This window comes from Microbacterium wangchenii, from assembly GCF_004564355.1.
Classification (GTDB): Bacteria; Actinomycetota; Actinomycetes; order Actinomycetales; family Microbacteriaceae; genus Microbacterium; species Microbacterium wangchenii.
The window spans coordinates 1256944-1282046 of record NZ_CP038266.1; the positions used below are offsets into that span (position 1 = coordinate 1256944).

Here is a 25103-nt window from a genome sequence, read left to right on the forward strand (position 1 = left end):
GTACCGTCGGACATCTCATGACCGACTCGACGGAACCCCGAGCGACCCTCGCCCGCCCCATCGCGGCCGGCGTCCTCACGGCACTCGTGGGTTTCACGAGCAGCTTCGCCGTCGTGCTCACGGGGCTTGACGCGGTGGGCGCGACGCCCGCACAGGCGGCGAGCGGGCTGCTCGTGCTGTGCGTGACGATGGGCGTCGGCTCCATCGTGCTGGCGTGGCGATACCGCATGCCGATCACGGTGGCGTGGTCCACCCCGGGGGCCGCGCTCCTGGCCGCGACGGGGGCGGTGGAGGGCGGCTGGCCCGCGGCGGTGGGCGCGTTCCTGGTGACCGCCGGGCTCATCCTCCTCACGGCGCTGTGGCCGCAGCTGGGCCGGCTCATCGCCCGCATCCCACCCTCGATCGCGCAGGCGATGCTCGCGGGGATCCTCCTTCCGCTGTGCCTGGCCCCCGTCGCCGGGCTGGTCGCCAACCCGTGGGAAGTGGCGCCGGTGCTGCTGACGTGGCTCGTGTGCGTGCGCCTCGCGCCGCGCTGGGCCGTCCCGCTCGCCTTCCTCGCCGCCGCGGTCGTCGTCGCCGTGCACGTCGCCGCGACGGGTGCGGCGGTCGCACCCGTCGACCTGATCCCGCGCCTGGAGCTGACCGCTCCCGGCATCAGCCTCGGGGCGGTCGTGGGGCTCGCGCTCCCGCTGTTCCTGGTCACGATGGCCTCGCAGAACGTCCCCGGTGTCGCGGTGATGCGCAGCTACGGCTACACCGTCCCGTGGCGTCCGGCGATGTTCGTCACCGGGGTGGGCACGGCCCTCGCGGCACCGGCGGGCGGGCATGCGATCAACCTCGCGGCCATCAGCGCCGCGCTCGCCGCCGCCCCCGACGCCGACCCGGACCCGACGCGGCGGTGGGTGGCGGGCGTGTCCACCGGCGTGACGGGCATCGTCTTGGGCGGCCTGTCTGCGGCGCTCGTCGCGCTCGTCGTCGTGGCGCCGGCGGCGGTCATCCCCGCCGTCGCGGGCGTGGCACTGTTCGCGGCGTTCGGATCCGCGGTGCAGCAGGCCATCGACGACCCGGGGGAGCGGCTTCCGGCGGTCGTGACGTTCCTCGTCGCCGCATCCGGTGTCGCCGTCGGAGGGGTCAGCGCCGCCTTCTGGGCCCTCGTGGCCGGCCTGCTCGTCCGCACCGTCCTGCACGCCGGGCGCCGCTGACCCCGCGTCTCCGCCCCCGGCCGTGGTGCCGAGAACAGGAGAATCGCCGAGATCAGGACGGATACCGCCGGTTCGGTCCTGACCTCGGCGATCGTCCTGTTTTCGGCGATGACAGGCCGTTTTCCACCCCTCCGGCGCGGCGCAGAGCCCTAGAGTATGCGCATGATGACCCTCCGGCGCGCACCCGCCGCGCTCGCCGTCGCGATCGTCCTCCTCGCACTCGCCGGCTGCGCACAGCCGGCTCCGGCCGCCTCGACGCCCACGGCCACGCCGAGTGCGTCGCCCTCGCCCACGGCGTCGGCGACCGTCGAACCGGTCCGGGTCCCCTTCGACGGCGACTGCGCACGGATCTTCACGGACGACGATCTCGTGACGATCACCGGAGGGGAGTCGTCGACGCACTCCGGGGGCTCCTTGAACGCCATCCCGCCCGATCTCCCGGCCAGCGCAGCCGTTGTGGGTGGGCTGGACTGCGGATGGCGCGGCGATGGCGCCGGCGGCGCGTACGTGTGGGTCACGCTCATCCCCGCCTCCGTCGTGCCGGCCGAGCTCGCCCAGGTGCCGGCCGATGAGCCGTGCCTCGTGCACTGTCAGCGCAGCGAGGTGATCGGCGACACGTGGGCACTGGTCGTCGTCCCACCCGTGTATGCAGCCGAGCGTGAGCCGACGCCGGAGGAATCGGCCCTTGTCCAGGGACGGCTCGACGCCGCGTTCCAGGCGCTGCGGGCCCACGGTGCGGCGCTGGCCGGCTCGCCCGGACCGGATACCGAGCGCGTGCTCCCCGCCTGCGACACGCTGGCCGGCCCGGTACAGCAGGCGGTGGGCGTGAGCGAACCCGTCTCGGGGTACCCGACCGACCTCTTCCCGGAGGGCCCCACATGGGAGGTCCTGCGCTCCCAGGGCCTGGTCGAGTGGTGCGCGTGGTACGACGCCGCCGTCGGTGTCGAGGTCTTCTGGCAGGCCGACGCCGGCCCGCCCTCGGACGAGGCACTGGCGGAGGTCGCCGCCGAGCCGATCGACGTGCCGGGAGCCGACGTCGCCTACACGCTCACCGGGCGCGCCGACGCACCGGCCGTCGTCGTCGTGGGGGACAATCACCGCTGGACGTTGGGCGGTTACGGCATGTCGCTCGACGCCCTGCAGGCGGCAGCCGCGGCCGTCGTCGCACAGGGGCGATGAGGCCGCTCAGCCCGCGCGCCTAGACTTGACCCTCGTGGTCACCCGTCTGTCGCACTTCTTCCTCCGCACTCTCCGCGAAGACCCCGCCGATGCGGAGGTCACGAGCCATCGGTTGCTCGTGCGCGCCGGCTACATCCGCCGCAACGCGCCCGGCATCTTCGCGTGGCTGCCGCTCGGGCTGAAGGTCAAGCGCAAGATCGAAGCCATCATCCGCGACGAGATGGCCAACGCGGGCGCGTATGAGGTGCACTTCCCGGCACTCCTGCCGCGCGAGCCGTACGAGGCGTCCGGCCGGTGGGAGTCGTACGGCGACGGCATCTTCCGCCTGCAGGACCGCAAGGGCGCGGACTACCTGCTCGCGCCCACGCACGAGGAGATGTTCACGCTCCTGGTGAAAGACCTGTACTCGTCGTACAAAGACCTGCCGCTGACGATCTACCAGATCCAGGACAAGTACCGCGACGAGGCCCGCCCGCGCGCCGGCCTCCTGCGCGGGCGCGAGTTCACGATGAAGGACGCCTACTCCTTCGACTACACCGACGAGGGTCAGGATGCCTCGTACCAGCGGCAGCGCGACGCGTATGAGCGGATCTTCCAGCGCCTGGGGCTTGAGTACGTCATCGTCAACGCCGACAACGGGCTGATGGGCGGGGCGCGCAGCGAGGAGTTCCTGCATCCCACGCCCGTCGGGGAGGACACCTTCGTCCGGTCGGCGGGCGGCTACGCCGCCAACGTCGAGGCGTTCACCACGCTCGTACCCGAGGCGATCCCGTTCGACGGGCTGCCCGATCCGGTGATCTTCGACTCGCCCGACACCCCCACGATCACGACGCTCGTGGACCACTGCAACGCCGTGCTGGATCCGCCCGCAGAGGGCGGGGAGTGGACCGCCGCGCACACGCTGAAGAACGTCGTGCTGGCCCTCAAGCACATCGACGGCACGCGCGAGCTCGTCGTCGTGGGGCTTCCCGGTGACCGCGACGTCGACGACAAGCGCGTCGAGGTCGCCTTCGCGCCCGCCGAGGTCGAGCAGGCCACCGAGGCCGACTTCGAGCGCCACCCCTTCCTCGTGAAGGGCTACATCGGCCCGTGGTCGCCCACCGGGGCGGTGCTCGGCGAGGAGTCCGCGACCGGCATCCGCTACCTCCTCGACCCTCGTGTCGTGGACGGCACGAGCTGGATCACCGGCGCCAACATCGACCAGAAGCACGTGCACTCCCTCGTTGCCGGCCGTGACTTCACCGCGGACGGGTTCATCGAGGTCGCCACCGTCCGCGCCGGCGACCCCGCCCCCGACGGCTCGGGGCCCGTGGAACTGGCCCGGGGGATGGAGATCGGTCACGTCTTCCAGCTCGGCCGGTTCTTCGCCGAGACCCTCGGGCTCAAGGTGCTCGATGAGAACGGCAAGCTCGTCACCGTCACGATGGGCTCCTACGGCATCGGGGTGACCCGGATCCTCGCGATCATCGCCGAGCTCAACAACGACGACAAGGGCCTCATCTGGCCCGCCTCGGTCGCGCCGTTCGACGTGCACGTGGTGGCCACGGGCCGGGATGCGGCGGCCTTCGAGCTCGCCGAGAGCCTCAGTTCCGACCTCGAGACGGCGGGCCTGGACGTGCTGTTCGATGACCGCCCGAAGGTCTCGCCCGGCGTGAAGTTCGGCGATGCCGAGCTGGTCGGCGTGCCGCGCATCGTCATCGTGGGCCGCGGGGCCGCCGCGGGCGAGGTGGAGCTGTGGGACCGCCGCACCGGCGCCCGCGAGGTCGTTCCCGCCGCCGAGGCCGTCGCTCGCCTGAGCGCCGTGTGACCGTATCCCCACACCCGTGATCCCCGCCCCGCTGATCCCGCTCGCCGGCGGCGGCAGCATCCCGCAGCTGGGCGTCGGCACGTACAAGGTCCCCGCGGCCCTCACCGCCGACCTCGTCGCCGATGCCCTCCGCTTCGGCTACCGCCACGTCGACACCGCCAGCCTGTACGGCAACGAGGCGGAGGTGGGGGAGGGCCTGCGGCGCAGCGGAGTGCCGCGCGAGGAGGTCTTCGTCACGACCAAGGTGTGGAACGACGACCAGGGCTATGACCGCACCCTCCGCGCGTTCGACGCCAGCATGCGTCGGCTCGGGATGGAGACGGTCGATCTGTACCTCATCCACTGGCCGGTGCCCAGCGCCGACCGGTACGCGGACACATGGCGCGCGCTCGTGCGCCTGGCCGAGGAGGGGCGGGCGCGGTCGATCGGGGTGAGCAACTTCACCCCCGCCCACATTCAGCGCCTCATCGAGGAGACCGGCGTGAGCCCCGCGGTCAATCAGGTCGAGCTGCATCCGCGGTTCCCGCAGCACGGGCTGCAGGACTGGCACACCGCGCACGGCATCGTGACGGAGGCGTGGGCGCCGCTGGCACGCGGCGGCCTGCTGGACGAGCCGGTCCTGGCCCGCATCGGCGCCGCGCACGGCAAGACACCCGCGCAGGTGGTGATCCGGTGGCACCTGGATCGCGGCCTCGTGCTCTTCCCGAAGTCGACGTCGATCGCCCGCCTCCGCGAGAACGCCGACGTCTTCGACTTCACCCTGGATGACGCCGATCGGGCCGCGATCGCGCGCCTGGAGACGGGCGTGCGCACCGGACGCGACCCCGACCTGGACTGACGATCACACCGAGAGCTTCGCGAAGCGCGCGCGCAGGATCGTGAACGCGCCGTAGGCGAGGAAGCCCACGCCCACGGCCGCTCCCAGCAGCGGTCCGGCCGGCAACTGCAGGAGCGCCTGCACCGCGCCATCGAGGCCACCCGCCTGCCCGGGGTCCACCTCCACCGCCGCGACGGCGAGGAGGATCCCGACGATGATCAGGGCGATGCCCTTGGCGACGAATCCGACGACCCCGAGCCCGGCGACGGCGTGGCCCCAGCCGTTGTGCGGCAGCTCGACCTTCGTGCGGAAGGAGCGTCGCACGCCCATCACGACGAACGCGACGCCGGCGATGGCGACGCCGAGCCCCACCGCGCCGAGGAGGAAGGGGCCCGCGGGCATGGCCAGGACACCGGCGCTGGCGTCCTCCGCGGCGCGCTCGGCGCTGGGCCGGGCACCGAGGGCGACGGATGCGGCCACCGCTCCCACCGCGGCGAAGACGACCGCCTGACCGATCTCGGAGGCGAGGATGCCCACGCGCTGCGTGCGCTTGGCCCTGCGTGCCCCGACGGCGGCGACGGCGTGCCACACGCCGAGGGCGATCAGGCCGATCGCGAGGGCCCACAGCAGCGCGAAGCCCCACGGCGCGGCGGCGATGGAGCGGAACGCCCCGGTCTGATCGGCGTCGCCGGGCCCACCGGAGGCGGCGACCAGGACGATGACGCCGATGAGGGCGTGCATGATGCCGTTGGCCACGTAGCCGGCGCGCGCCAGCACGCGCAGCACGGGATTGTGTTCGGCGCTCCGGGCTGCCGAGCGGACCTCGCTGCGCATGACGGCGACATTACCGTCCCCCGATGGTCCCTCCGACCGGTCGGGAGCGCACCGGCAGGCCGCATATCATGGGGCGGATGTCCCCCCGCCGGCACCTGTCCTCCCCGTGGAGAGCACTGCCCGACCTGATCGGGCGGGCGCCGGCCCGGGTGCTGCTGGTGGCGGGGATCCTGATCGTGATCCTCGGTGCGCTCATCGTGACGCGCCCCCTGACCTCGCTCGTGCTGCTCGGGGTGTACGTCGCCCTCAGCGCGATCATCACGGGGCTCGCCGAACTCATCACCCGGCGCTCGCAGCGGTGGTGGACGCGCGTGTTCGCCGTGGCGTGGATCGCCGGCGGACTGATGGTGCTGGTGTGGCTGGGGCGGAGCCTGGACCTGCTGCCGCCGGTGCTGGCCGCCTTCCTCGTGGTCGGTGGACTGGCCTCGGTGGGCGACGCGGTGGCACGCGGTCGTCCCAGCCAGCGGGTGCTCTCGGCGGCCTCCGGGGCGGCGCAGATCGCCTTCGGCATCCTGTCGCTGACGTGGCCGGATGTGACCGTCCTGCTCGTGGCCCTCGTGTTCGGGGTGCGCACCGTCGCTCTCGGGGTCTCGCTTCTCATCCGCGGGGTCCGCGGCATGCGTGCGGCCGGACGGGTGCGGCGGGGGCTCCCCGCGGTCGCCCCGTCGAACCAGCGGACCCGGCGGGCGTCGGCGTGGACCGCCGCCGGACGGTACGCCCTGTCGCTGCTGCTGGTGACCTCCGCAGCGGGAGGCTGGGTTCTGGATGACTGGCTCGCCGAGGGCGCACCGGTCGTCGATGCGTTCTACGATCCGCCCGACCGTCTGCCGCCGGGCCACGGCCGCCTGATCCGCTGGGACGGCTACCTCGGCCGCGCCCCGCAGGGCGGAGAGGTCAGCCGCATCCTGTACACCACCCGCGACGCCGTCAGCCGGCCGGCCGTCGCGAGCGCCCTCGTGATCGTGCCGAACGATCCGCCGCCCGGCCCTCGCCCGGTGATCGTGTGGAATCACGGCACGACCGGTGTCGCGCAGGGCTGCGCACCGAGCCTGCGCGATGCGTCGGCGACGCGATGGGCCATCCCGGCGCTGGAGGAGGCGCTGGATGCCGGCTGGGTGGTGGTGGCGTCGGACTATTCCGGTCAGGGGGCGCCCGGCACCTTCCCGTACCTCATCGGCAAGGGCGAGGCGCGTTCCTCGCTGGACGCCGTGCTGGCGGCGGCGGAGCTTCCCGACCTGACCCTGTCACCAGACACGGTCGTGTGGGGGCACTCCCAGGGCGGGCACGCCGCGCTGTGGACGGCGAGCTTGGCGGAGGAGTACACCCCGGGCATCGATGTGCTCGGCACCGCCGCGATCGCACCCGCCGCCGACCCACTCGCCCTCGCCGACGAGCTGCTGGACTCGGATGCCGGTGCTCTGCTGTCGGTGCTCACGTCATGGGTTCTGGTGCCGTACTCCGAGACGTACGCCGACGTGCACCTGGACGATTACGTCGCGCCCGGAGCGCGGGCCATCGTGCGGGAGATGACGCAGCGGTGCCCCACCGAGCCCGGTGTGGTGGTGTCGGTGGTGACCGCGCTCGGGGTGTCGGAGGACCGTCCGCTCTACGCGGCGGATCTGACCACGGGCGCCCTCGGCCGGCGACTGGCCGAGAACGCCGCGACCGGGCCCACCGGCTCGCCCATCCTGGTGGCGTGGGGGCAGGAGGACGAGGTCCTCCCGCCGAGCCTCCAGGAGCAGTACGTCCAGGGACTGTGCGAACAGGGGCAGCAGGTGCGGTGGCGGGCCTACCGCGATTACGACCACCTCCGCCCCATCATGCCCGGCTCGCGCTTCCTCCCCGTGCTCATCCAGTGGACCGAGGGGTTGTTCGACCGGTCGCCGCAGATCCTGGACGACTGCGGCCGGCGGTGAGCGGCTCAGGCCTCTCGCAGGCGCGGCACGGGTGGATCCGGTAACGTTCTGGGGTTGTCGGCGCGTTCTCGCGTCGGCGAGAGCTGAATACGGAGGCCCCACGGTGGACATCGATCTCGGACTGCTGAAGACGATCGAGCGGGAGAAAGAGATTCCCTTCGAGGAACTCGCGAGCATCATCGAACAGGCCATCCTGACGGCGTACGGCAAGCACACCTCGCCGACGGGAGCCGCACCCGAAGGGGCGCGCGCGGAAGTCAACCGCAAGACCGGTCACGTCGCCGTCTTCACGCCGGTGCTCGATGAGGAGGGCGCCGTCATCGGCGAGGAGGAGCAGACCCCCGAGGACTTCGGGCGGATCGCCGCCTTCGCCGCGAAGCAGGTCATCAGCCAGCGGCTGCGTGACATCGCCGACGACGCCGTGCTGGGGGAGTTCCGCGGCAAGGAGGGCGACATCGTCGCCGGGGTCGTCCAGCAGGGCCCGAACCCCCGCATGGTGCACGTCGACCTCGGCACCGTCGAGGCGATCCTCCCGCCTGAGGAGCAGGCTCCGGGGGAGACCTACCCGCACGGGTCCCGCCTGCGCGTGTACGTCACCTCCGTCTCCCGCGGCACGAAGGGCCCCTCGATCACGGTCTCGCGCACCCACCCCGGGCTCGTGCGGAAGCTGTTCGCGCTGGAGGTGCCGGAGATCGCATCGGGGCTCGTGGAGATCGTCTCCCTCGCGCGTGAGGCGGGTCACCGCACCAAGATCGCGGTCAAGGCCAACGACCCCACCATCAACGCGAAGGGCGCGTGCATCGGCGAACTGGGCCGGCGCGTGCGGGCGGTGACGGAGGAACTCGGCGGCGAGAAGATCGACATCGTCGACTACGACCCGGAGCTGCCGCGATTCGTGGCGAACGCCCTGTCGCCGGCGAAGGTGACCTCGAGCTTCGTCCTGGATCCGACGACGAAGGCCGTGCGGGCCCTCGTGCCGGACTACCAGCTGTCACTGGCGATCGGCAAGGAAGGGCAGAACGCCCGGCTGGCCGCGAAGCTGACCGGCGCCAAGATCGACATCCAGCCCGACAGCATCCTCGAGGACGAGTGAGCGGGCGCGACTGTCCGTCGTCGACCCGCCCCCGCGTGTAGAATGGAACCGGAACGAACGTGCGTCGCATGTCGCACGCGAGCTCCCCGGTCCACGCTCCTTCGGGTCGTGGCCGTCGATTCGGTCCTCGTGCGCGATGACCGGGCGATGATGCCGGGGCGGGGCGCGTGGGTGCATGAGACGGATGCGTGCGTGGACCTCGCCTTACGGCGCCGCGCCTTCGTCCGCGCATTGCGTGTGTCGGGTCCGCTCGACACGCAGACCTTTCAACAGACCCTCCAGCGAAACGGCTGAACGGCTATGGACTCAAAGTGAACGGCTCGAAATGAGACCCGTCCGCATCTAATGGTCTGCCCTGTCCGGGGTAGGCCCCCAGACAGGAGAATTGTGGCAAAACCACGCGTGCACGAGATCGCTTCCGAGCTCGGCGTCGACAGTAAAGTCGCCCTCGCGAAGCTGAAGGAGCTCGGCGAATTCGTCAAGAGCCCCTCATCCACCATCGAGCCCCCGGTCGCGCGCAAGCTGCGCGCCGCGCTCGCCTCCGAAGGCGCCGCACCGGCCGCACCGGCACCCGCTGCCGCGCGATCGGGTGCCAAGCCCGGCCCGGCACGTCCGGCCGCGCCCGCGCGCCCCGCGGCCCCCGCCGCCAGCACTCCGGCCGCCCCCGCGCAGCCCGCCGCGCCCGCGGCGCCTGCGGCATCCGCACCCGCGGCTCCCGCGGCTCCGGCACCGTCGGCTCCCGCACCCTCGGCTCCCGCGCCGTCCGCGCCCGCTCCGGCGGCCCCGGCTGCTGCGGAGGCCGCTCCGGCCGCACCCGCCGCGCCGCGTCCCGGCCCCGGCGCCCCTCAGCCGCCGCGTCCCGGTGGCGCCCCGCGTCCGGGTAACAACCCGTTCTCCTCGCAGCAGGGGATGGGCCAGCGTCCGGCCGGCCCGCGTCCGGGCAACAACCCGTTCTCCTCGCAGCAGGGGATGGGCCAGCGCCCGACTCCCGGCAACATCCCGCGGCCGCAGGCGCCGCGTCCCGGCGCACCGCGTCCGGGGGCCCCGCGTCCCGGCGGCGCAGGTCGCCCCGGTGGCGCCGGTCGTCCCGGCGCACCGTTCCAGCAGCGTCCCGGCGGCCCCGGTCGTCCCGGCGGCGCCGGTGGAGGTGCCGGCGGCGGCTTCGCCGGTCGTCCCGGCGGCGGTTTCGCCGGTCGTCCCGGTGGCGGCGGTGGCCGCGGTCGTGGACCCGGCGGCGGTACCGCCGGTGCCTTCGGCAAGGGCGGCGGCAAGTCCAAGCAGCGCAAGTCGCGGCGGGCGAAGCGGCAGGAATTCGAGATGCGGTCGGCGCCGGTCGTCGGCGGCGTCAACGTCCAGAAGGGCAACGGCGAGATCATCCGCCTGCGCCGGGGTGCGTCGATCGCGGACTTCGCCGACAAGCTCGAGGCGATCCGCGGCTACACCGTGCAGCCCGGCACGCTCGTGACCATCCTGTTCAACCTGGGCGAGATGGCCACCGCGACGGAGTCGCTCGACGAGGCCACCTTCGAGGTACTCGGCGAGGAACTGGGTTACAAGATCCAGATGGTCTCGCCCGAGGACGAGGACAAAGAGCTCCTGGAGGGCTTCGGTCTCGACCTGGATGCCGAGCTGGAGGCCGAGAGCGAGGACGACCTCGAGATCCGTCCGCCGGTGGTGACCGTCATGGGTCACGTCGACCACGGTAAGACGCGACTGCTCGATGCGATCCGTCAGACCAACGTCGTCGCCGGTGAGGCCGGTGGCATCACCCAGCACATCGGTGCGTACCAGGTGTGGACCGAGCACGACGGTATCGAGCGCGCGATCACCTTCATCGACACCCCGGGTCACGAGGCGTTCACCGCCATGCGTGCCCGTGGTGCCCAGGTGACCGACATCGCGATCCTCGTGGTCGCCGCCGACGACGGCATCATGCCCCAGACGGTGGAGGCGCTCAACCACGCGCAGGCGGCAGGAGTGCCGGTCGTGGTCGCGGTCAACAAGGTGGACAAGCCCGACGCCAACCCGGCGAAGGTGCGCCAGCAGCTCACCGAGTACGGACTGGTCGCTGAGGAGTACGGCGGCGACGTCATGTTCGTCGACGTGTCCGCTCGCGAAGGCACCAACATCCAGGCCCTCCTGGATGCGGTGCTCCTCACCGCCGACGCGGGGCTCGACCTCACGGCCAACCCCAACAAGGCGGCACGCGGTGTCGCGATCGAAGCGAAGCTCGACAAGGGCCGCGGTTCGGTGGCGACGGTGCTCATCCAGTCCGGAACCCTCCGGGTCGGCGACGCGATCGTGGCCGGCACGGCCTACGGTCGCGTCCGGGCGATGGTGGACGAGAACGGCGACGCCGTGCTCGAGGCCGCGCCCTCCCGCCCCGTGCAGGTGCAGGGTCTGAACTCCGTCCCGCGCGCCGGTGACGTCTTCATCGTGACCGAAGAGGACCGTCTGGCCCGTCAGATCGCGGAGAAGCGCGAGGCCGCCGAGCGCAACGCCGCTCTGGCCAAGGCGCGCAAGCGCATCTCGCTGGAGGACTTCACCCGTGCTCTGGAAGAGGGCAAGGTCGAGTCGCTCAACCTCATCATCAAGGGCGACGTGTCCGGTGCCGTCGAGGCGCTGGAGGAGTCGCTCCTCAAGATCGAGGTCGACGACAGCGTGCAGCTGCGGATCATCCACCGCGGCGTCGGCGCGATCACCGAGTCGGACATCAACCTGGCCACGATCGACAACGCGATCGTCATCGGGTTCAACGTCCGCCCCGACACCAAGGCGCGCGAGCGCGCCGCCCGAGAGGGCGTGGACGTCCGGTTCTACTCGGTCATCTACAACGCGATCGACGACGTCGAGCAGTCGCTCAAGGGCCTGCTCAAGCCGGAGTTCGAAGAGGTGCAGTCCGGTGTCGCCGAGATCCGGGAGGTGTTCCGCTCCTCCAAGTTCGGCAACATCGCCGGTGTCATCGTGCGCTCGGGGACGATCACCCGCAACGCCAAGGCGCGCGTCATCCGCGACGGCGTCGTGGTGGCCGATGGCCTGGCCATCGAGTCGCTGCGCCGGTTCAAGGACGACGTCACCGAGGTCCGCACGGACTTCGAGGCCGGTATCGGACTCGGCAAGTTCAACGACATCCAGGTCGGCGACGAGATCGAGACCACCGAGATGGTCGAGAAGCCGCGAGGCTGACTCGATGAAGGCCCCGGGCTGCGGCCCGGGGCCTTCTCCCTTCTCCATCCCGCACGCGCGGGGGCTACGGTTCCGGATGTCCCGCGGCATAGAGCACCACAGGTACGACACATCCACGATGTGAGAGAGAGTGAAAGACATGGCATCCGAACGACAGGCACGAGTGGCCGACCGCATCCGCGTAGTCCTCGCGGAGCGGCTCGAGAAGGGGCTGCGCGACCCGCGCCTCGGTTTCGTCACGATCACCGACGTCAAGGTGACCGGCGACCTGCAGCACGCCTCGGTGTTCTACACCGTCATGGGCGATGAGGCGCTGCGCGCCGACACGGCAGCGGCACTGAAGTCGGCGACCGGGATGCTGCGCTCCGAGGTGGGCAAGCACCTGAACACGCGGCTGACGCCCTCGCTGGAGTTCTTCCTCGATGCCATCCCCGAGAACGCGGATCACATCGCGGCTCTCCTGCGCGAGGCCCGTGAGCGCGACGAGGCGGTGGCAGCCCTCGCCGCCGCCGGCACCTACGCCGGCGACGCCGACCCCTACCTCAAGCCCCGCGACGAGGTGGAAGAGGACTCGGACGACGACGCCTCAGCAGAGGACGCCACCGCGGACGACACAGCCGAGGACGACGGCCCCCGTCCCTGACCCCGCTCCGCTCCGCTCCGCTCCGCTCCGCTCCGCCGGCGTCATCGGGGGAGGCGGAGCAGTTCCTCGGATGCCTCGGCCAGACCGTCGGCGATGAGTGAGTCGATCGCGCGGTCCCGCTGAGCGGGGTCGGGCCACTCGGCGAGAACCTCCGCCAGTGCGACCGGACGCGGTGCGGCGTCCCGCAGCATCCGCAGCACCGCGCCGCGCGCGTGCCGATCGCTGCCCTCGTAGCGCGCCTGCCGGCGCCTCCGGTCCTCCGTGACGGGGTAGCCGGCGGCCCGCCAGGCGCACGCGGACACCAGCGGGCAGGCGTCGCACCGTGGCGCGCGTGCCGTGCACACCGTCGCCCCCAGTTCCATGGCGGCGGCGTTGACGACGGTGGATGCGGCGACGTCGGCGGGCAGGAGCGCCTCCATCGCGTCGAGATCCCGACGCGAGGGCGGGCCGGGCTGGGCGCGTCCGTCCACGACGCGGGCGAGCACGCGGCGCGTGTTGGTGTCGACGACGGGATGCCGGTCGCCATACGCGAAGACGGCCACGGCGCGCGCGGTGTAGTCGCCGATTCCGGTGAGGGTCAGGAGGGTCTCCACGTCCCGCGGCACCACGCCGCCGTGGCGGTCGCGGATCTCCACCGCCGCGCGATGCAGCCACAGCGCCCGCCGCGGATACCCGAGGTTCGCCCACTGGCGCACGGCCTCGGCCGGCGCATCCGCTGCCAGATCCGCCGGTTCCGGCCACCGCGACAGCCACGCCTCCAGGTGCGGGACGACCCGGGCCACGGGGGTCTGCTGCAGCATGAACTCGCTGACCAGCGTGCCCCATGCGCCGAACCCGGGGCGACGCCACGGCAGGTCCCGCGCGGCGGTGGTGTACCAGGCGGAGAGCGGGGTGGCGAGGTCCTGCACCCGATCAGCCTAGGTGCCCGCACCGGGTGGTCGCGGGCACGGCGAACCGGGCAGGACACGTACGCTGGAGGGGTGCGTCTCCCCACCACCCCGGTCACGACCCTGCTGCGCGGACTCCGCGACGAGGTGCGTCAGCACTATCGCGCGGGGCGCGTGATCATAGCGGTGGACGGGGTCGACGGCGCCGGCAAGACGGTGTTCGCCGATCGCCTTGCGGAAGTGTTCGCGGAGGAGGGCACGGCGGTCTTCCGTGCCTCGATCGACGGCTTCCACCGTCCCCGCGCCGAGCGGTACGCCCGCGGCCGCACGTCGCCGGAGGGGTTCTACCGGGACTCGTACGACTACGCCACCTTCCGCCGCGTGCTCATCGACCCCTTCCGCACCGGCGAAGGTGCCGGCTTCCAGCTGGCCGTCCACGACGTCGTCCGCGACGCGGCCGTGGAGTCGGAGTGGGTCACCGCCCCGCGCGATGCGGTGCTCATCGTCGACGGGATCTTCCTGCACCGGCCCGAACTGCGGGGGCTGTGGGACTGGTCGGTGTGGCTCGAGGTGCCCTTCCCGGTCGCCTATGCCCGCATGGCGGTGCGCGACGGCAGCGATCCCGATCCCGATGCGCCCACCAACGCGCGCTACCGTCAGGGTCAGGAGCTCTACCTGCGGGAGGCCGACCCCCGCCGGGCCGCGTCGGCTCTCGTCGACAACTCCGACCTCGCCGCTCCCGTCCGCGTCTTCGGGGATTTCTGCTGATGGCAGCCAGCGGCATCCTGCTCGTCGACAAGCCCGGCGGCATGACCAGTCACGACGTCGTCGCCCGTGCCCGCCGGGCGCTGGGGACGCGCAAGATCGGCCACGCCGGCACGCTCGATCCCATGGCGACCGGCCTGCTCGTGCTCGGCGTGGAAGGGGCGACGCGCCTGCTCACGTTCCTGGTGGGGGCGGACAAGACCTACACCGCGACGATCCGGCTGGGGGAGGGCACCGACAGTGACGACGCCGACGGGCGGACGACCACTCGCGCGGATGCGGCGGCCCTCGCCGCGGTCGACGACGCCGCGGTGACCCGCGAGGTGGCCGCCCTCACCGGCGCCATCGCCCAAGTGCCCAGCCGCGTGTCTGCCATCAAGGTCGCGGGCCGGCGCGCGTACGACCTGGCCCGTGCCGGCGTCGAGGTCGAACTCGCCCCCCGGCAGGTGCGGGTGTCGCGGTTCGACGTGCTCGCCACCCGCCGCCTCGACGCTCACGTCGACCTGGATGTGATCGTGGACTGCTCGAGCGGGACCTACATCCGTGCCCTCGCCCGCGACCTCGGCGCCGCGCTCGGTGTCGGCGGGCACCTCACCGCCCTCCGGCGCGAGCGCGTCGGACCGTTCGGCGTGGCCGAGGCGACCGGGCTGGACGCCCTCGCCCCCGAGCGGATGCTGTCACCGTCCGCCGCGGCGACCGCGGTGCTGGGCGCCGTGCCCGTCACCGCCGAGGAAGCGCGCGATCTGCGGCACGGCAAACGGCTCCCCGGCGCCGCCGACCGGATTCCCGACGGGATCCGCGCCGCGGCGATCGATCCCGACGGAGCGCTCGTGGGCATCGTGGAGCCCTGCGGAACGGACCTCAAGAGCGCCATGAACATGCCAGAGGAGACCCGGCCATGATCCTGTGGTTCACCATCGCCCAGGTCGCCGTCGCCGGCCTCGCCGGGGTCGTCGCGATCGTGGCGGGCCTGTCCGGCCGCCGGCCCGGCGACGTCACCGTCGGCGGGCTCGCGCTCATCGAGGTGCTCCTGATCGCCCAGATCGTCACGGCGATCATCGCGCCGCTGGCCGGCAACCCGCCCACCGGGAGCCTGCTGGAGTTCTGGGTGTATCTCGTCTCGGCGGCGCTGCTGCCCCCGGTGGGGGTGGCATGGGCGCTCGTCGAGCGCAGCCGCTGGAGCACCGTCATCATGGGAGTCGCCGCCCTCGCGGTGGCCGTCATGGTGTGGCGCATGCACGTGATCTGGACCGTCCAGGTCGCGTGAGCGGGGGAGGGCGGTGCCCGCTCCCGCCTAGGATTGAAGGGTCATGGCAACCCGAAACCCCCGCCGGATGACCGGCATCGGCCGCGTTCTGGTCATCGTCTACCTCATCATGGCCCTCGCCGCCACAGGGCGCTCCTTCGTGCAGATCGTGAGCGAGTTCGACCAGGCACCCCTGGCCTACACGCTGTCGGCGGTGAGCGCGCTGGTGTACATCCTCGCCACGCTCGCCCTCGTGTTCGCGGGCCGTCGCACGTGGTACCTGGTGGCGTGGGTGGCGATCGTGTTCGAACTGGTCGGCGTCCTGGTGGTCGGGACGCTCAGCCTCGTGCTGCCCGAGCTGTTCCAGCATCCGACGGTGTGGTCGCTCTTCGGCAACGGGTACCTCTTCGTCCCGCTCGTCCTGCCCTTCCTCGGGTTGTGGTGGCTCGCCGCCCACCGGGAGGCGGCGACCGACCGCGCCGACACCGCGCCGCAGAGGGCGGGGGCGGCATCGTGATCGTCTTCCGCGACCCGGCCGAGATCCCGCCCGGATTCGGGCCCTCCGTCGTGGCGATCGGCAAGTTCGACGGCGTCCACACCGGCCATCGGGCCGTGATCGACCGTGCGCGCGTGGATGCCGCCAGCGGGGCTCGCGTGGTCGCGGTGACCTTCGACCGCAACCCGCTGCGTCTGCTGCGGCCCGAGCTGAGCCCGCCCGACCTCATCGGGGTGCACCAGAAGCTGAGTCTGCTCGAGCGCGCCGGCGTGGATGCGACGTTGCTGCTGACCTTCGACGAGGCTCTGGCGAGCCTGACGGCGGAGGAGTTCGTCCGTCACGTGCTCGTGCAGGCGCTCGGGGTGCGCACCGTGCTGGTGGGGCAGGACTTCCGCTTCGGCAAGGGCGGGGCGGGGAATCCGGCTCTGCTGCGCACGATGGGGGCGGAGTACGGGTTCCGCGTCGACGTCGTCGACGATGTCCGCGCGATCGACGACGACCGCCGGGTGTCCTCCACCTGGATCCGGGAACTGCTCGCCGAGGGAGACGTGGCCCGCGCCGCCAAGCTCCTCGGGCGCGCTCCGTCGGTGTGGGGGGAAGTCGTCCACGGCCTCAAGCGCGGCCGCGAACTGGGCTTTCCCACCGCCAACCTGTCACCGCGGCTGGAGGGCTTCGTCCCCGCCGACGGCGTGTACGCCGGCTGGCTGATCGACGAGCGCTCCCAGGACGGCCTGCGCTCGGGAACCCGCTACGCCGCCGCCATCAGTGTGGGGCTGAACCCCACGTTCGACGACGTGCCGGTGCGGCAGGTCGAAGCGTACGTGCTGGACGAGACCGACCTGGACCTGTACGGCCACCTGGTCGAGGTGCGCTTCGTCACCCGCATCCGCGGAATGGTCGCCTTCGACGGCATCGACGCGCTCAAGGCCCAGATGACCGACGACGTCGCGCGCGTGCGCGCCGTGCTGGCCGAGCCCCAGGAGCGCGCGGCTCAGTAGGACGAGTCGTCCCGCGAGCCGGTGGGGCCCGCGCCGCTGCCGATGGCGCGCAGCTCTCCGAGGATGGTGGCACTCGCACTGGTGCCCAGGCGCGTGGCTCCCGCCTCCAGCATCGCCAGGGCCGTCTCCAGTCCCCGCACGCCACCGGAGGCCTTCACCTGCACGCCGGGGCCGACGCTCGCGCGCATGAGGCGGACGTGCTCGACCGTCGCGCCGCCGCCGCCGAACCCGGTCGAGGTCTTCACGAAGGCGGCACCGCCGGCCTCGGTCAAGCGGCTGCCGCGGGCGATCTGCTCGTCGTCGAGGTAGGAGGTCTCCAGGATCACCTTCGCGATACGGCCCGATGCCGCATCCACGACGGCGCGGATGTCGTCCACGACGGCGTCGTCGAACCCCGACCGCAGGAACCCGATGTTGACCACCATGTCGACCTCGACGGCGCCGTCGGCCAGCGCCTGGCCGACCTCGGCCACCTTTGCGGCGGTGGAGGTGGTGCCGTGCGGGAAGCCGATCACGGTGCCCACCGCCACTCCCGTGCCCTCGAGCCGGCGGACGGCGTGGGCGATGTCGGACGGTCGCACGCACACGCTGAACACCCCCCACTCCGCGGCGATGTCCAGCTCGGCGTCGACCTGCGGACGGGTCAGCTCCGGCTTGAGGATGGCGTGGTCGATGGTCGCGGCGACGTCGCGTTCGGTGAGGGCGGGCATGACTCCAGCCTAGGCCGACGCGCGATCGGGCGACTGCGCCGGAGCGCGGTCGCGGATGCCGAGGAACGACACGATCCCCCCTGCCGCCAGCAGCACCGAGGTGACCACCGCCGCACGGTGGAACCCGGGGAGATCCAGCGAGCCGCCGACGATCGTTGCCAGGAGGGCGATCACGATGAGGCCCGCCACCCGCGCCACGGCGTTGTTGACCGCCGAGGCGATGCCCGAGCGGCTCTCGTCGATGGAGCCGAGGATCGTCGAGGTCAGGGGCGCGACGGTGAGGGTCAGCCCGATCCCGAACACCAGCACGCTGGGCAGCACCTGCCACCAGTACGAGAAGTCCTCCGACACCGTCAGCAGCACCAGGACGCCCACGGCCATGACGAGGGGACCGGCCGTCATGAAGAGGCGTGACCCCCATCGCCCGGCGAGGGATCCCACCCGCGAGCTGAACAGGATCATGAGGATCGTGACCGGCAGGGTCGCCAGTCCCGCGAGGGTGGCGGGCAGTCCCGCGCCCTGCTGCAGGTACACGCCCATGACGAATCCGTTGAGCGACAGTGCGGCGTAGACGAACGCGGTCGCGAGGTTTCCGGTCCAGAAGTTGCGCACGCGGAACAGACTCAGCGGCATCATCGGCTGCCGCGCGAACCGCTGGCGCACGAGGAACGCCGTGAAGGCCGCGATGCCCAGCGTGAGGGAGCCCCAGATCGCCGGTGACGCCCATCCGAGGCTGGACTGCTCGATGAGCCCGAACACTCCGGCCCCGAGACCCACGGCGCACAGCGCCGCGCCGAGCAGATCCACCGTCGCCCCCGGGCGGCGCTGATCACGGTGGCCGAGGCGCACCACCAGCCACAGGGTGACCGCCAGGGGCAGCACGTTGATCAGGAACACCAGCCGCCACGACGCGAAATCCACGAAGAGACCACCGAGCACGGGCCCCGCGATCATGGCGGCGGTCGTCGCCGCCGTCCAGATCCCGATGGCCCGTGCCTGCGCGGCGTCCCGGAAGTTGGCCGTGATCAGCGCCAGGGAGCTGGGCACCAGCAGCGCCCCCGCCACGCCCTGCAGGGCGCGCGCGACGATGAGGAACTCCGGCGTCGGGGCCGCCGCGATCGCGATCGACGTCACGCCGAACCCGACGAGCCCGATCGTGAGCACGCGCAGGCGCCCGAGCACATCGCTGAGGGAGCCGGCCACCAGGATGAGCGCGCCCAGTGTGATGAGGTAGGCGTCGACCACCCACTGCTGCGTCGTCAGGCCGCCGCCGAGCTCCTCCTGGATCGCCGGCAGGGCGACGGTGACGACGGTTCCATCCAGGAACGACACGAACGACCCGAGGATCGCGATCCACAGGACCAGGCGCTGGTCGCGCGTCATGGGCTCCGTCATGCGCTCCGCCATGGGCACCACCCTAGGCCTCGGCATCCGCGGGCGGGCGGGTGCCTGCGAGGGACTGTGGGTGGCGACAGGGTGGCTCAACATCGCCCCCGACGGATACTCGGAGGACATCCTCGACACAGTCGGCGGGTGAGGCGCCCCCGACGCGCTAGACTGGATGGCGGAAACCCCTTCTCCGCCGACGCAGTTCGCTCAGCGAACGCCTCCGACCGGCTGAGGGGCCGCCCCGCGGGAGTCACGGTTCACACCGCCCCCCGGGATCGCACACCGACCGGATCTGTCGTCGTCGACGCCGAACCGGATGACACGCTCAGGAGGAGCATGCCGACCACGGCGACCGCCGCTTCCGGCTCCACGCAGAAGCGCAGGAAATCCTCGTCCGCACGCCGCGACGACGAGGCCCCACTCATCCCCATCCTCGCGCGCAAGGTGCGCGAGGTGGAGGCCAAGGCCCAGCGCGGCAAGCTCGGCCCGACCAACCGGGTCAAGTTCCAGGTCATCGCCTTCCTCGTCCGCGAGGAGCGGGCGCGCGTGAAGGCCGACTCCGAGATCAGCGATTCCACCCGCTCCGAGCTGCTCAAGCGCCTGGACGGGGTCGCGACGATCCTGGCCAAGACCGCCGCACGCGACACATCGCTCATCCAGCTGCTGGAGGCCGACCAGGTCGCTTCTCCGGTGGCGCGCCGCATGCGACGCGACTGGCTCCTGGAATCCGGCGCGGAGCTGCCGCCGGACGAGTTGATCATCACCGACGTCGCCCCCGCCACGCAGCAGGTCGTTCCCGCCGCCCTCGCCGAGAGACAGGTCGTGCCCCCCGCCGTGGAGGCGCGGATGATGGCCAACCCCTTCCTCGCCCCCGACCTCACCGCCCGCTCTCCCCAGCCCACCCCCCGCCGACGGCTCGATGGCTGGGAGCTCATGGGCCCGCTTTACAAGGCGTTCGAGACCGGTGCCGGTGGCTCGGCGGCGTCCATGGACCTGCCCGAGGTGCCCGAGTTCGACCGTCTGTCGCCCAAGGGCCTGGGCGTCATGCCGCACCAGTCGCGGTTTCTGGAGGCGGTGCGCGCCGGGCACCGCACGTTCCTCCTCGCCGACGAGCCAGGCCTGGGCAAGACCGCCGAATCGGTGCTGGCGGCATCCGTCGCCGGCGCATACCCGCTGCTGGCCGTGGTCCCCAACGTCGTGAAGATGAACTGGGCGCGCGAAGTGGAGCGGTGGACGCCGCACCGGCGCGCGACGGTCATCTCCGGTGACGGCGAGGACATGGACGCCTTCGCCGACGTCTTCATCGTCAACTACGAGATCCTCGACCGCCACCTGTCCTGGCTCAGCTCGATCGGCCTGAAGGGCATGGTCGTCGACGAGGCGCACTTCATCAAGAACCTCTCCTCGCAGCGCTCCCAGAACGTGCTGGCGCTGGCCGGCCGCATCCGCGAGCAGGTGCGCGACCCGCTGCTGCTCGCGCTGACGGGTACCCCGCTGATCAACGACGTCGAGGACTTCGACGCGATCTGGCGCTTCCTCGGCTGGACCAACGGCGAGAAGCCCGGACCCGAGCTGATGGAGAAGCTGGAGGAGACGGGGCTCACCCCCGCCGACAAGGCGTTCTATCCGCAGGCCCGCAGCGCCGTGATCGACATGGGCATCGTCCGGCGCAAGAAGAAGGACGTCGCCGCCGACCTGCCCGACAAGCTCATCGCCGACCTGCCCGTCGAGCTCGACGACGAAGAGGGCCGCTCGATCCGGCGTGCCGAGCGCGAGCTGGCCGACCGGCTCGCCGCGAAGTACCGCCGCATCCTGGAAGCCCGCGGGAATCGCGGACTCGCGGCGGGCGAGATCGACCACGACATCGTGCGCCTGGTCGCCCAGAACGAGCTCGACGAGTCCAAGGCCGCCGGCTCGGGCGCCGAGAACGTGTTCACGATGGTCCGCCGCATCGGCAAGGCCAAGGCGCAGCTGGCCGCCGATTACGCCGTGCAGCTGCAGCGCTCGGTGGGCAAGGTCGTGTTCTTCGCCAAGCACATCGACGTGATGGATGCCGCGGAGGCCCACTTCGCCGCATCCGGTGTGCGCACGGTCTCCCTCCGCGGTGACCAGACCACGCCCGCGCGCCAGGAGGCGATCGACGCCTTCAACAACGACCCGGGCGTGGGCATCGCGGTGTGTTCCCTGACCGCCGCCGGCGTCGGGGTGAACATGCAGGCCGCATCCAACGTCGTGCTGGCCGAGCTCAGCTGGACCGCCGCCGAGCAGACGCAGGCGATCGACCGCGTGCACCGCATCGGACAGGGTGAGCCGGTCACCGCGTGGCGCATCATCGCCGCGCACACGATCGACACGAAGATCGCCGAGCTCATCGACTCCAAGCAGGGGCTCGCGCTGCGTGCCCTGGACGGCGTGGCAATGGATGCCGCATCCAGCGACTCCGTGCAGCTCAGCGCGCTCACGCACCTGCTGCGTCAGGCTCTCGGCGGCGACTGAGGACCCACCCGGGCCGTGTGGCAGCGGCCCGGTGCGGCCGCTAGGGTCAGGGTGGCAGCGTCGCCGCGACTTCACTCCGATACAGCGAGGACTCCAGCTATGAAGATCGGCATTCTGACGAGCGGCGGGGACTGCCCCGGCCTGAACGCGGTGATCCGCGGCACCGTGCTCAAGGGCACGACCACCTACGGCATCGAGTTCGTCGGGATCCGCGACGGCTGGCGCGGCGTCGTCGACGCCGACTTCTTCCCGCTGACCCGCCACGAGGTGAAGGGCCTGTCCAAGGTCGGCGGGACGATCCTCGGCACCAGCCGCACGAACCCCTACGAGGGGCCGCGCGGGGGAGCGGAGAACATCGCCAAGACCCTGTACGGGCACCGCATCGACGGCATCGTCGCCATCGGCGGCGAAGGCACCCTCGCGGCAGCCGACCGGCTCGCCAAGGACGGGATCAACGTCCTGGGCGTCCCGAAGACCATCGACAACGACCTCCGGGCCACCGACTACTCGTTCGGCTTCGACACGGCCGTGAACATCGCGACCGACGCGATGGACCGCCTCCGCACCACGGGCGACTCGCATCAGCGGTGCATGGTCGCCGAGGTGATGGGCCGTCACGTCGGATGGATCGCGCTGCACGCCGGCATCGCCGCGGGGGCCCACGTCATCTGCATCCCCGAGGTGCCGATGTCGATCGAGGAGATCTGCGCGCAGGTCTCCCGCGCGCACGACCGCGGTCGCGCTCCGCTCGTGGTCGTGTCCGAGGGCTTCACCCTCAAGGGCATGGACGAGGCCTACAGCGACAAGGGCCTGGACGCCTTCAACCGCCCGCGCCTGGGCGGGATCAGCGAGGTGCTCGCCCCCGAGATCGAACGCATCACCGGCATCGAGACCCGCTCGACGGTGCTCGGCCACATCCAGCGGGGCGGATCGCCGTCCGCCTTCGACCGCGTGCTCGCCACGCGCCTGGGCCTGCACACGGCCGACGCGCTGATGGACGAGGCGTGGGGGCAGATGGTGGCGATGCGCGGCACCGACATCGTGCGCGTTCCCTTCGCGGACGCCCTCGGTGAGCTCAACAGCGTCCCCTACTACCGCTACGAAGAGGCCGCCGCACTCTTCGGCTGACCCGGGAGCGCCCCAACACAGCCTGCCGAAAACGGGGGCCGCGCGGCGGGGTCAGGCGTCGGCGAGGCCGACGACGTCGAGGAGCCACGCGAGTTCGAACGCGCGCTCCTTCCATGCGTTGTATCGGCCGCTCACACCGCCGTGCCCGGCGACCATCTCGCACTTGAGCATCGCGTCGGCGCCCACTTCCCGCAGGCGCGCGACCCACTTGGCCGGCTCGACGTACAGCACGCGGGTGTCGTTGAGGGAGGTGACGGCGAGGATGCGGGGATACCGCACCCCCTCGCGCACGTTCTCGTACGGCGTATACGACTTCATGTAGGCGTAGACGTCGGGATCGTGCAGCGGGTCGCCCCACTCGTCCCACTCGATCACCGTGAGCGGGAGCGAGGGATCCAGGATCGTCGTCAGGGCGTCCACGAACGGCACATCGGCGAGGATCCCGGCGAACAGCTCTGGGGCGAGGTTGGCGACGGCGCCCATCAGGAGGCCGCCCGCGCTGCCGCCCTCCGCGACCATCCGGTCGGGGGTGGTGTAGCCCGCGTCGATCAGATGCCGTGCGCAGTCGACGAAATCGGTGAAGGTGTGGCGCTTGGCCAGCAGCTTGCCGTCTTCGTACCACTGGCGACCCATCTCACCGCCGCCGCGCACGTGCGCCACGGCGAAGACGACGCCGCGGTCCAGCTCCGACAGCCGTGCGACCGAGAAGCCGGGCTCGATCGAGTGCTCGTAGGAGCCGTACCCGTACAGGTGCAGCGCGCGGGGCTCCGCGCCGGCCTCGCCGAACGAACGCTTCCACACGACCGACACCGGCACGCGGGTTCCATCCTGCGCCGTGGCCCACACGCGCTCCTGCGCGTAATCGGCGGGGTCGTAGCCGCCCAGGACCGGCTGGCGCTTGCGCAGCAGCAACTCGCCGGTGGAGACGTCGTAGTCGAAGATCGTCCCGGGGGTCACGAACGAGCCGTAGCCCAGGCGCACGAGCGGCGGCGCCCACTCCGGGTTCCCCGCCGTCCCCACGCTGTACAGCGGCTCCTCGAACCCCACCTCCCGCAGCGTCCCGTCGGCGTAGTCCAGCAGCGCGACGCGCGCGAGCCCGTCCCGGCGGTAGGCGGCCACACCCCAGTCGCGGAACGTGTCGAGGTCGAGCAGCCGCCGGCCCGGCTCATGCGGGAGCACGACCGAGCGCTGTCCCTGGGGGTCGGATGCAGCCACCCGGACCAGTTCGAAATCCAGCGCACCGTCGTTGTGCAGGACGTAGAGGACGTCCTGCCCGTCCACGACGGCGTGGGATGCGGAGTACTCCACGCCCTCGCGCCGCGGCCACACCACGCGCGGCTCGGACCGCAGGTCGTCTGCGTCGACGAGCCATTCCTCGCTCGTGATGGAGGAGCCGACCTCGATCATGAGGTAGCGGTGGCTGCGCGTGAACCCGGCGCCGACCCAATACCGCTCGTCGGGCTCGGTGAACAGCTTCACGTCATCGGCGACGGGGGTGCCGAGTTCGTGCAACCACACCGTGTCGGGCCGCCACGCGTCATCCACCGTCGTGTACACGATGAAGCGGCCGTCGGGGGAGAACCCGGCCCCCGCGAAGGTCCCGGGGATCTCGTCGGGCAGGTTCTCGCCGGTGGCGAGATCGCGCACCCGCAGCGTGTAGCGCTCGTCCCCTGCGACGTCGACGCCGTAGAGCAGCTGCGTCCCGTCCTCTGAGACGTCGAAGCTGCCCAGCGAGAAGAAGTCGTGTCCGTCGGCTTCGACGTTCGCGTCCAGCAGGATCTGCTCGCCGGGCACCTCGGCATCCGGCGACAGCTCGGGCGGGGTCCAGTCGTCGGGGGAGGCGATGGGAGCACGGCACTGGATGCCGTACTGGCTGCCCTCGACCGTGCGGCCGTAGTACCACCACCGCCCCTGCCGAGTCGGCACCGACAGGTCGGTCTCCAGGGTGCGGCCCTTGATCTCGCCGAAGATCTGCTCGCGCAATCCGGACAGGTGCGCCGTGCGCGCCTGCGTGAAGGCGTTCTCGGCCTCCAGATGCGCGATCACCGCGGGGTCCTCCTTGGCCCTCAACCACTCGTACGGGTCGTCGAAGGTGTCGCCGTGGTGCGTGCGGGCGACGGGCTTGCGCTCGGTGTGCGGTGCGAGGGGGGATGCGGCGGTGTCGGTCACGCTCCCACGGTAGTGGAGCGTGTCGTGCCAGGGCGCGGGCGCAAGTTTGACCCACGGGGACGAGGGTGTCAGGATTCTGCGGTGCCCGGAAAACGGGACACGACTAGACGGTGAACTGTTCGTTCGTCACACGGCCGCGTCG

The 25103-nt window shown here is 71.6% G+C and carries 22 protein-coding genes; 17 read left to right on the plus strand and 5 right to left on the minus strand.

Annotated elements, in window-relative coordinates; translation table 11 throughout:
• The first annotated feature begins 17 nt into the window (after nucleotides 1-17).
• The 4 genes from E4K62_RS05870 to E4K62_RS05885 all read left to right on the plus strand — a co-directional run bounded on the left by E4K62_RS05870 (nucleotide 18) and on the right by E4K62_RS05885 (nucleotide 5026).
• Nucleotides 18-1202: a benzoate/H(+) symporter BenE family transporter gene (locus E4K62_RS05870; RefSeq protein ID WP_135064792.1), complete on the plus strand. Its 1185-nt coding sequence runs from the start codon at nucleotides 18-20 to the stop codon at nucleotides 1200-1202.
• 162 nt (nucleotides 1203-1364) lie between these two features.
• The gene (locus tag E4K62_RS05875; RefSeq protein WP_135064795.1) at nucleotides 1365-2381 is read left to right on the plus strand and encodes a hypothetical protein; all 1017 of its coding nucleotides are present in this window, start codon (nucleotides 1365-1367) and stop codon (nucleotides 2379-2381) included.
• A 34-nt stretch (nucleotides 2382-2415) separates the two neighbouring features.
• The gene (locus tag E4K62_RS05880) at nucleotides 2416-4188 is read left to right on the plus strand and encodes a proline--tRNA ligase (RefSeq protein WP_135064798.1); all 1773 of its coding nucleotides are present in this window, start codon (nucleotides 2416-2418) and stop codon (nucleotides 4186-4188) included.
• Between the two features lie 16 nt (nucleotides 4189-4204).
• A complete protein-coding gene (locus E4K62_RS05885; RefSeq protein WP_135064801.1) occupies nucleotides 4205-5026 on the plus strand; it encodes an aldo/keto reductase in 822 nt (273 codons plus the stop codon).
• Between the two features lie 3 nt (nucleotides 5027-5029).
• Here E4K62_RS05885 and E4K62_RS05890 read toward each other — a convergent pair whose 3' ends face one another.
• A complete protein-coding gene (locus E4K62_RS05890) occupies nucleotides 5030-5839 on the minus strand; it encodes a DUF1206 domain-containing protein (RefSeq protein ID WP_135064804.1) in 810 nt (269 codons plus the stop codon).
• A gap of 77 nt (nucleotides 5840-5916) precedes the next feature.
• Here E4K62_RS05890 and E4K62_RS05895 point away from each other — a divergent pair, with 77 nt between their 5' ends.
• The 5 genes from E4K62_RS05895 (at nucleotide 5917) to rbfA (ending at nucleotide 12677) form a co-directional block, all read left to right on the plus strand.
• Nucleotides 5917-7755 carry a lipase family protein gene (locus tag E4K62_RS05895; RefSeq protein WP_135064807.1) on the plus strand — a complete coding sequence of 613 codons (1839 nt, stop codon included), beginning with the start codon at nucleotides 5917-5919 and terminating at the stop codon, nucleotides 7753-7755.
• 103 nt (nucleotides 7756-7858) lie between these two features.
• Complete coding sequence (nusA, locus tag E4K62_RS05900; protein WP_135064810.1) at nucleotides 7859-8848, plus strand: transcription termination factor NusA; 990 nt, start codon at nucleotides 7859-7861, stop codon at nucleotides 8846-8848.
• Between the two features lie 42 nt (nucleotides 8849-8890).
• Nucleotides 8891-9142, plus strand: coding sequence for a YlxR family protein (locus tag E4K62_RS05905; RefSeq protein WP_135064812.1), 252 nt, complete (start codon nucleotides 8891-8893; stop codon nucleotides 9140-9142).
• Between the two features lie 93 nt (nucleotides 9143-9235).
• Nucleotides 9236-12034 carry a translation initiation factor IF-2 gene (gene infB, locus E4K62_RS05910; protein WP_374108144.1) on the plus strand — a complete coding sequence of 933 codons (2799 nt, stop codon included), beginning with the start codon at nucleotides 9236-9238 and terminating at the stop codon, nucleotides 12032-12034.
• 139 nt (nucleotides 12035-12173) lie between these two features.
• Nucleotides 12174-12677, plus strand: a complete 504-nt coding sequence (rbfA, locus tag E4K62_RS05915) for a 30S ribosome-binding factor RbfA (RefSeq protein ID WP_135064815.1) — start codon at nucleotides 12174-12176, stop codon at nucleotides 12675-12677.
• 41 nt (nucleotides 12678-12718) lie between these two features.
• Here rbfA and E4K62_RS05920 read toward each other — a convergent pair whose 3' ends face one another.
• Nucleotides 12719-13585: an HhH-GPD family protein gene (locus tag E4K62_RS05920; RefSeq protein ID WP_135064818.1), complete on the minus strand. Its 867-nt coding sequence runs from the start codon at nucleotides 13583-13585 to the stop codon at nucleotides 12719-12721.
• Nucleotides 13586-13657: 72 nt separating this feature from the next.
• Here E4K62_RS05920 and E4K62_RS05925 point away from each other — a divergent pair, with 72 nt between their 5' ends.
• From E4K62_RS05925 to E4K62_RS05945, 5 genes are read left to right on the plus strand one after another with little or no spacing between them, the layout of a single operon-like run.
• The gene (locus E4K62_RS05925; protein ID WP_135064820.1) at nucleotides 13658-14332 is read left to right on the plus strand and encodes a nucleoside/nucleotide kinase family protein; all 675 of its coding nucleotides are present in this window, start codon (nucleotides 13658-13660) and stop codon (nucleotides 14330-14332) included.
• Nucleotides 14332-15231 (plus strand): tRNA pseudouridine(55) synthase TruB, encoded by a 900-nt coding sequence (gene truB / locus E4K62_RS05930; RefSeq protein ID WP_135064823.1) that lies wholly within the window; start codon nucleotides 14332-14334, stop codon nucleotides 15229-15231. The genes E4K62_RS05925 and truB overlap by 1 nt, the downstream gene beginning before the upstream one ends.
• Nucleotides 15228-15596 carry a hypothetical protein gene (locus E4K62_RS05935; RefSeq protein ID WP_135064826.1) on the plus strand — a complete coding sequence of 123 codons (369 nt, stop codon included), beginning with the start codon at nucleotides 15228-15230 and terminating at the stop codon, nucleotides 15594-15596. Before truB ends, E4K62_RS05935 begins: the two co-directional genes overlap by 4 nt.
• A 43-nt stretch (nucleotides 15597-15639) precedes the next feature.
• Complete coding sequence (locus tag E4K62_RS05940) at nucleotides 15640-16092, plus strand: hypothetical protein (RefSeq protein ID WP_135064829.1); 453 nt, start codon at nucleotides 15640-15642, stop codon at nucleotides 16090-16092.
• A complete protein-coding gene (locus E4K62_RS05945; RefSeq protein ID WP_135064832.1) occupies nucleotides 16089-17069 on the plus strand; it encodes a bifunctional riboflavin kinase/FAD synthetase in 981 nt (326 codons plus the stop codon). The genes E4K62_RS05940 and E4K62_RS05945 overlap by 4 nt, the downstream gene beginning before the upstream one ends.
• Here the strand turns inward: E4K62_RS05945 and deoC are convergent.
• Nucleotides 17063-17779 (minus strand): deoxyribose-phosphate aldolase, encoded by a 717-nt coding sequence (gene deoC / locus E4K62_RS05950; RefSeq protein WP_135064835.1) that lies wholly within the window; start codon nucleotides 17777-17779, stop codon nucleotides 17063-17065. The two genes, E4K62_RS05945 and deoC, sit on opposite strands and share 7 nt — an antisense overlap.
• A 9-nt stretch (nucleotides 17780-17788) precedes the next feature.
• Nucleotides 17789-19186, minus strand: coding sequence for an MFS transporter (locus E4K62_RS05955; RefSeq protein ID WP_240742833.1), 1398 nt, complete (start codon nucleotides 19184-19186; stop codon nucleotides 17789-17791).
• On the opposite strand from E4K62_RS05955, the gene E4K62_RS18980 reads away from it, so the two are divergent.
• From E4K62_RS18980 to E4K62_RS05965, 3 genes are all read left to right on the plus strand, one after another.
• Entirely contained in the window at nucleotides 19185-19316 is a 132-nt protein-coding gene (locus E4K62_RS18980) for a hypothetical protein (protein ID WP_261799173.1), read from the plus strand. The genes E4K62_RS05955 and E4K62_RS18980 overlap by 2 nt on opposite strands.
• 188 nt (nucleotides 19317-19504) lie before the next feature.
• The gene (locus E4K62_RS05960) at nucleotides 19505-21664 is read left to right on the plus strand and encodes a DEAD/DEAH box helicase (protein ID WP_135064838.1); all 2160 of its coding nucleotides are present in this window, start codon (nucleotides 19505-19507) and stop codon (nucleotides 21662-21664) included.
• Between the two features lie 99 nt (nucleotides 21665-21763).
• Nucleotides 21764-22792: a 6-phosphofructokinase gene (locus E4K62_RS05965; protein ID WP_135064841.1), complete on the plus strand. Its 1029-nt coding sequence runs from the start codon at nucleotides 21764-21766 to the stop codon at nucleotides 22790-22792.
• Nucleotides 22793-22843: 51 nt separating this feature from the next.
• Here the strand turns inward: E4K62_RS05965 and E4K62_RS05970 are convergent, their stop codons facing one another.
• On the minus strand, nucleotides 22844-24961 hold the full coding sequence (locus E4K62_RS05970) for a S9 family peptidase (RefSeq protein WP_135064844.1): 2118 nt from the start codon (nucleotides 24959-24961) through the stop codon (nucleotides 22844-22846).
• Nucleotides 24962-25103: the final 142 nt, after the last annotated feature.